Source organism: Natronospira elongata, assembly GCF_034931365.1.
GTDB lineage: Bacteria > Pseudomonadota > Gammaproteobacteria > Natronospirales > Natronospiraceae > Natronospira > Natronospira elongata.
The window spans coordinates 1-7,404 of sequence record NZ_JAYGII010000061.1 but is presented as its reverse complement, the minus strand read 5'-3'; the positions used below and the strand labels follow the sequence as shown (position 1 = coordinate 7,404).

General features: G+C 60.2%; 7 protein-coding genes. 1 reads left to right on the top strand and 6 read right to left on the bottom strand.

Annotated elements, in window-relative coordinates; translation table 11 throughout:
• From VCB98_RS13360 to wecC, 3 genes are all read right to left on the bottom strand, one after another.
• Positions 1-468, bottom strand: a 468-nt coding sequence (locus tag VCB98_RS13360; protein ID WP_346053365.1) for a glycosyltransferase, incomplete at its 3' end; no start/stop codon positions are given.
• A complete protein-coding gene (locus VCB98_RS13355; protein ID WP_346053363.1) occupies positions 465-1,355 on the bottom strand; it encodes a glycosyltransferase family 2 protein in 891 nt (296 codons plus the stop codon). The genes VCB98_RS13360 and VCB98_RS13355, both read right to left, overlap by 4 nt.
• A gap of 48 nt (positions 1,356-1,403) precedes the next feature.
• A complete protein-coding gene (wecC, locus tag VCB98_RS13350) occupies positions 1,404-2,708 on the bottom strand; it encodes a UDP-N-acetyl-D-mannosamine dehydrogenase (protein WP_346053362.1) in 1,305 nt (434 codons plus the stop codon).
• Positions 2,709-3,048: 340 nt separating this feature from the next.
• Here wecC and VCB98_RS13345 point away from each other — a divergent pair, with 340 nt between their 5' ends.
• Entirely contained in the window at positions 3,049-4,305 is a 1,257-nt protein-coding gene (locus tag VCB98_RS13345) for a hypothetical protein (protein WP_346053360.1), read from the top strand.
• A 59-nt stretch (positions 4,306-4,364) separates the two neighbouring features.
• Here the strand turns inward: VCB98_RS13345 and wecB are convergent, their stop codons facing one another.
• From wecB to VCB98_RS13330, 3 genes are read right to left on the bottom strand one after another with little or no spacing between them, the layout of a single operon-like run.
• A complete protein-coding gene (wecB, locus tag VCB98_RS13340; protein ID WP_346053359.1) occupies positions 4,365-5,486 on the bottom strand; it encodes a non-hydrolyzing UDP-N-acetylglucosamine 2-epimerase in 1,122 nt (373 codons plus the stop codon).
• 58 nt (positions 5,487-5,544) lie between these two features.
• The gene (locus VCB98_RS13335; protein WP_346053357.1) at positions 5,545-6,108 is read right to left on the bottom strand and encodes a PIN domain-containing protein; all 564 of its coding nucleotides are present in this window, start codon (positions 6,106-6,108) and stop codon (positions 5,545-5,547) included.
• Positions 6,108-6,560, bottom strand: coding sequence for a helix-turn-helix domain-containing protein (locus VCB98_RS13330; protein ID WP_346053355.1), 453 nt, complete (start codon positions 6,558-6,560; stop codon positions 6,108-6,110). The genes VCB98_RS13335 and VCB98_RS13330 overlap by 1 nt, the downstream gene beginning before the upstream one ends.
• Positions 6,561-7,404: the final 844 nt, after the last annotated feature.

Sequence of the window (7,404 nt, the reverse complement as noted above, 5' to 3'; positions counted from 1 at the left end):
GAAGAAAGACTCAAGTCGTGAAACGAATCGGGCGATTCGGGTATAGGCAGTGCCGTCGGTAGAGATCTCGTGGGCATCGTAGATATAGGGCCGGCCCCGGGCCGCCAGCCAGGTCCAGGGAAGCGCCTGGATGTCATGGGCATGGTAAAGATCGGCCCGCTCCCGGCGCATGGCGCGCATGAAGCCGATCCCACTCGGCAGCAATTCAAAGGCGCGTTTGATCGCCGCCCACAAACCGGGCTGGCGGTTCATCTCCTTCCAGGGCGTGGGCCGGGCTACTGTGACCACACGAAAACCCCGCTCATCGCGATGCTCGCCCAGCTCCTCGGCCCGCCAGCTGGCCGCCACCACCACCAGCTCGGCACCGGCCTCATGGACCGTCGTCGCCGCCCGCAGCACCCGCGCGTCATGGCGCAGGCTGCCCCAGACAGCCATGACCACCTTTCGCCCCTGCAAGGACTGACTCACTCTCGTTCCGCTCCCTTGCCACGAAAGACCAGGCGCAGGGCCTCGGCCATCTCCGCCGGCCACAGACGCGCCTGCACCGCCACCACAACCCAACGCTCCCGCCAGGGCAGGTCTCGCCGCCGCAAGGCCCGTCGCCAGGCATGCACCGGCGGCAGAAACGTCCGCAAAAACCCCTTGATCCGCCCCAGCAAGGCCTGCTCGCCAATCTGACCGCCCTTGATCCGGCGCAGCTTGCCGATGACCGCTTCGCGGGTGGTTCGGGCCGGGTGCCGAACCACCGCTTGATCCTGATAAACGAGCGCACGGCCGGCAGCACGGGCACGCAGACACAAGTCCCGGTCGCCTCCCGAATAACGATGCTCGGAAAACCCTCCCAGAGCCCGAAATATCTCGCGGGGGACAAACAGATTTGCGGTGGCCCCAAAGCCCTCGCGAGCATAGCGACGCTGGGGCAGAGCCATGGCTGCATCGTAGATCTCCCAGCGGCTGGGCTGCGCCGAGACCTTCTCGACACGAATGGCGCCGGCCACCAGCTGCACCGGTGGGGTGCCGGCCGCCGCCAATCCGGCAGCCAGCCACTCCGGCTCCGGCCGGCAATCTGCATCGGTAAAGGCCAACACTTCGCCGCGGGAAACCGCCGCACCCCGATTGCGAGCGACATAGGAACCGGGCACGGAACACTCCACCAAGCGCACCCCCTCGGGAAGCGCCGGGAGGTCGGCCTCGGGTTCATTGTTGACGAGGATGATCTCGAAGGCATCGCGAGGCAGGCTCTGGGCTTCCAGACAATACAGCAGCGCCGGGATACGCGCCCAATGTCGATAGACGGGCACCACCACCGAGCAGCGCGGTGCCGCGCGATTCTGCTCTCGCCCCAACTGGCTCAAGACCTCTCTCCGCTCAGAGGAAAAGCGTGGATTCTAGCACTCGAGCTCTCAGGAGGCAGCGGAGGACAGGCTGACGAAATCCAGCAGGCGGTCCACGGGCAGCCGGCCATGCTTCACTGCCGAGACGAAGGCATCGTGACGAACCAGACCCACCAGGGTGGAATCTGCCTGCAAGGCGTGCTCCAGACTCACGAGGCGCACATTCCCCCGCTCCGCGATGGGCGCCGGCAGTGCATTCACATGGGGCTCGACCACATCCACATCAAACTGGCCGCTGCGGGACAGGATATCCACCACTTCAAGCGCCGGGCTGGATCGCAAATCATCCACATTGGGCTTGAAGCTGAGCCCCAGGCAAGCGATTCTCTTCACCCCTTCGGGAAGGGCCGCCAACACCCGTCCGGCCACATGCGCCGGCTGCTCATCGTTAATGCGCCGTGCGGTCTGCATCAGCGGTGTCTGCTCCGGCGCGTCATGAATCAAAAGCCAGGGGTCCACGGCTATGCAATGCCCACCGACCCCTGGCCCGGGCTTAAGAATGTTCACGCGCGGATGACGATTGGCCAGCCGTACCAGCTCCCAAACATCCACCCCATGCTGATCACAGACTCGCGAGAGCTCATTGGCGTAGGCAATGTTCACATCCCGGAAAGCATTCTCCGCCAGCTTGCACATCTCCGCCGTGCGCACATCAGTAGCAATCAACTCGCCTCTTACAAAGCACCGGTAAACGGCCATTGCCGCCTCGGCACAGGCATCGCTCACCCCGCCGATCACCCGGTCATTCTCGACCAACTCTCTCAGAATCTGTCCTGGCATCACCCGCTCAGGACAATGGGCCACGCGAATATCAGCGGCATCTCCCGCGTGATCGGGGAAACTCAAGTTCGGGCATTCATCCCGCAACCACTGGCACAGTTGCTCCGTGGCCCCCACCGGCGAGGTGGATTCCAGAATCACCACGTTCCCCGGCTCCAACACCCGCGCAACCGAACGAACCGCCGCCTCAACATAGGAAAGATCCGGCGCATCATCGTCCCGCAGGGGCGTAGGCACCGCAATCAAAAATGCATCCGCCGCTCGTGGCTCAGTGTGGCAATGCAGATTGCCCGCCGACACCACACTACGCACCACGATATCCAGATCCGGCTCAACAATCTGCACCTCCCCCCGATTGATGGTCTCGACCACCTCGGAATTGGCATCCACCCCGGCGACGCTGATGCCACGGGAGGCGATGACGGCCGCCGTCGGTAGCCCGATGTAGCCCAGGCCCACAACGCAGACGCGGGCGGGGGCCCGCGAGTGCTGAGTACTGAGTGCTGAGTGCTGAGGGGCCTGGTTATCAGACATGGTGTTCTGCTTCTTCTGCGGGGCAGCGATGAACCACTATCAGTTGTACCACCAATACCCTCATGATTGAGTCGCGATGGTTTCTGAACTGGGCTAGACCCACAGAATTCTACACCCCTCCCCTGGGTAATTCAGCGCAGGAGCGTGTCCTCCAGCAAGGCCGGTTGTTATACCCCGCTTCCTTACCGATAAAGTCAGAATTCTCCGACAATATCCAGGTCAGCTGACTGACAGTCCAGGCTTGCCGCCCACCCCATCACTTGATAATTTTTTCCCTGCTGACCGGGGAGTCTCCCGTCAGCTCAAAAATATGTCAAATACCAAAAAATAGGAGGGGGACATGACTGTCCGACAGCAAAAAGGCCGCGTAGCGCTCACTTCTTTGCTGCTAAGTGCAATTCCAATGAGCGCAATGGCTTCATTCGATACGGCAGATGCATACTTCTGCGAGGCTTGCACAAGCGTAAATGCTGCGCTTGCTCACGCTGAGCAATATTACATGCCCGAACTTCGCTGTGAATCTGCCCAAGGTGGCGAAACATCACCCACCATCCCAAGCGACCCAGATGTTTCGGTGCAATGCTGGTCCGAACCAAACCAGCGCCTGGTTTTATTGGCGAATCCGGACACCCACCAGTTATTCGCTGTTGAAATGAGCTGGACCCAGATCGACGCCACACTCTGGGGGCCTGTCTCCGAGCACCGCGTGATTCCGTCGGACCTGCAGGCCGAGTACGCCGATCTGCTATCCGAGTACGACAATTATCGGGCTGCCCTAGCCATGATGGAGGAAGATCTGGCCAGTTTGGCGATGGAAAACGAGCCCAACGCGGCTAGCTTGGCGTCCGGGAGTCACAACGAGGTGATGCCTCCCTGGTACGAATGGAACGTCGGCTCCCCGGCCGATGACGACACCGGAGAGGCCTGCCCGAGCGGCACGGCACTTGAAGCTCTTACGGACCCCGAAGCAAGAAGCTCCGTGATGGAAGCTGCTCAGCTTACCGGAGAGAGTCGTCTCAAGGATCAGATTCGTGAAGGCACGAGGGCGACAGAATCACGTTTCAGCCTTGTCGGACGATTCTTTGGATCGGGTGGCGATGTGGAACGGGGGGTGAAGTATGGCCCGGACCATCGTATTCCGACCAGCATTCGAGCGCCATTCTTTGTCAGCGAAAACGGTGCTGCCTCTTTGGACGACCCGGATTATCTGCAAATTGATTTTAGTTTTATCTGGTCACTGGATGGCGATGTCTATCTCCAGGAGATTGATTTCAACTATGCCGAAAGCCGAATCCTTGGCGAGCGCCGCCTGCTGGCTCAGAACAGCACAACCGAAATCCAGGATGAGTGCGCACTGGAGCGAATGCGCGAATTGGGGTTAAGCGGCCTATTTTCGCACATCCATGACCCGGTCAGCGGCGCCAATTTCGGACCAACGCCCGGCGGTGGAGGATGGAGTTGGGGCTCTCCCAACGCCCCCATGCAGCCTAGCGGCGGTTGCAGCGCCTGCATCCACGAATTCTACCAAGGAGAACGACTCATCCTGAGAATGTGTGCCCGTTGTGACCTATTCGACGAAACTGACGACGAGCCATAGACGCTAGAGTGGGTGGGGCTTTGCATATCTGCTGCGGCCCCACCCAACCCTTTCCACTTTCAACTCTGAGCTGCGACCAGTCCTGAGATGATCCGTTCGGCGGCCCGACCGTCTCCATACGGATTATGCGCCCGAGCCATCCGCTCATACGCCAGCGGCTCGTCCAACAATCCGGCCACGCCAAAAACAATCTTATCGGTGTCCGTCCCCACCAACCGAACGGTACCAGCCTGAACGGCCTCGGGCCGTTCAGTTTTTTCGCGCATCACCAACACCGGCTTACCCAGGGAGGGGGCTTCTTCCTGAATGCCGCCGGAGTCGGTCAGGATCACATCGGCCCGGGTCATGAGATAGACGAAGGGGAGATAGTCCTGAGGCTCAATTAGGTGGATGTTGTCATAGCCCGCCAAGTGCTCATGGACGGGGCCGGCGACATTGGGGTTCAGATGCACCGGGTAAACAATCTGCAGGTCATCGCGCTCGGCGAGCCGGGTCAGGGCATCGCAGATACGCCGAAACCCCTCGCCGAAGCTTTCCCGGCGATGGCCGGTGACCAGCAGCAAGCGACGATCTTCCCGCAACCAGGGAAAGCCACTGGCCAGTTTTTCGGCAAGCGCCGGATCACTCTCGATCCGTCCCTGGATTTCCAACAGGGCATCGACCACGGTGTTGCCGGTCACGTGAATCTGCTCCGGCGGCACCCCCTCGCCCAACAGCGCCTGACGCGCACCCTCGGTGGGTGCAAAATGCAGATCCGCCAACGCCGTGGTCAGCTTGCGGTTGGCCTCTTCCGGCCAGGGCGACCAGATATCCCCCGTGCGCAGGCCCGCCTCCACATGCCCCACCGGAATACGCGCATAGTAGGCCGCGAGACTCGCGGCAAAGGTCGTGGTGGTATCCCCATGGACCAGCACCCGGTCGGGTGCCATATCGGCCAAGACCGGCTTGAGCCCAGCCAGAATATCCGCCGTCAGCCCACTCAGATCCTGCCCGGGCTTCATCACCGACAGATCCACATCCGGGCGAACATCCATGACCGACAGCACCTGGTCCAACATCCCCCGATGCTGGGCGGTCACACACACCCGGGACTCAATCCCCGGCGCGCTCGCAAGCGCCCGAACCACCGGCGCCATCTTGATCGCCTCCGGGCGCGTCCCGAAGACCGACAGAATCCGCATCCCTGATTCCCCTTCAAGTATTGGGCTGATGAGAGCCTATGGAAGCTCCAACCTCTGATTAAAGCAAATCTTGATACGCCGAGAGCCTGTCCGCCGTAGCGACAAGGCCCTGGCTGCGAAGCGTGTCAAGATACTCCTCAGGCGACTTTGGCGGGTTTTTGAGTGCCATACGATGGTGATGCGCAAGCCGAACGACCTGCCCTTCGTTCAGGTCCATCTGCATAATCGAGAACTCATCCGGATGGACTGCTTCAAGATCATGGGCTTGTAAGGCCGATTCTGGGAAATCCTTAAGATTTGTCGTGACTATAATCTGGGCCGACGAACGAATCGCTGCCGCAACCACATGACGATCGTCAGGATCAGGAAGCTCTACCAGATCAATGTACTCTTCGTAGCCAGTAACAAGGCTGTCCGGCACCGCCGTATTCATTAGCTCACGTGTTCGCGACAGCCTCGATTCGAGGTCTGGTCTCTTCATAAGCAGGCTATGAATCCATTCATCATGAATGCGATCCGTCCACTTCGCCGCAAATAGGCCGGTACCAGCTAATCGAATCAGAAAATCCCGCAGAGGCGCCGGATAGAGCACGCAGGCGTCATATACGACAACAAGGCGCATCAGTAACCCATGTCCAGATCCTGGGCCTCCCGAGTCAATGCATCCATCGCTTCGCGCGCTTGCTGGTCCCGCCGAGTCTTGTACTGCATCAGGTCCTGATAGCGAATGCGACGATGAGTCCCCACCTTGGAACAAGGGATCTGCCCTGCTTCGACCAACTTGACCAGATGGGGGCGCGAGACATTAAGCAGGTTGGCCGCTTCCTGGGTTGTCAATTCAGCATGTGTCGGTACAACCGTCACCGCGTTCCCCTGGGCAAGCTCGGACAGCAAATCCCTAAGCAGAAGCAAAGCGTCTCGCGGCAGAACCAGATCAGTATCATCAAGACGCACTTGCGCCCTCGCCACATCCGGTTTGCGCGCAAGAAGTCGACTCAGCGCGGCGGCACTGTCCCTTGCGAGCTCGGCAGTGTCACGATCAGGCAGTTCAGTGGCTTTCGCTTCGGCGCTCATATCCGACCTCCAAGTCTAGTGCCATACCCTGACTCTATTCGAAATAAGCGAAAATCGCAATAATCGAAACGACAGCCTATCGCGACTAATGCAGGGCACAGACCGTTACCTCGTAACCGGCCGCCGTCAGGGTCTGCGCCTCCTTGAGCACCCGCGCATCCGTCTCGAAGGTGTTCCACACCACCATGCCGACCCACTTCAAGGCCTTCTCCCCATGCCCAAAATTCCAGAAAAGCGTGCTGCGGATTATACAGAGCCCCGTGAGAGGCGAAATCCACCCCTGCCCGGCCGCCACCATGTCCGCTTCGAAGCGCCTGATTCAGACTGATAATTCAGGAAGTTAACAGAAATCGCCAGGCAAGGACGGCCGCTTTTATGACCGCTTCCCAGCAACCGAAAGTACGCTGTTCAATATTCCCGGGTGTTCAGTTTTCTTGAACACAGCGCATCATTGAACATCTCATCCCGGGATATGCGGGAGCGGCGTCCGCTTGGTCTCCTTAATGAGCTTACTGATCCGCCCCAGGCGCCGCAGAGCGAGAATCGCCGCCCCCTTGCGGGGTGACTGGAGGGCACACCTTGGCCACCGGCCACCGGCGGTGCTGCAATTGCCGGGTGGACCACCGCCGGCGATGACCAAACCACCCGGAAACCCGCGTGATGAGCGGCGTTCCGGACCGGGTGGCCAGAAGGCAGTCTGTCAGGACGGCGCGACCGTTCATACGGAAAAATTCCGTATCGGAAAAAATTTCCCTACAATTAGTAGGTGCCTGCAAGCCACCTGCAGGTGGTCTACCCAGTAGGCCGAATGAAGACGCCTCCCGAGGGGGCGCATAGAGGAGAG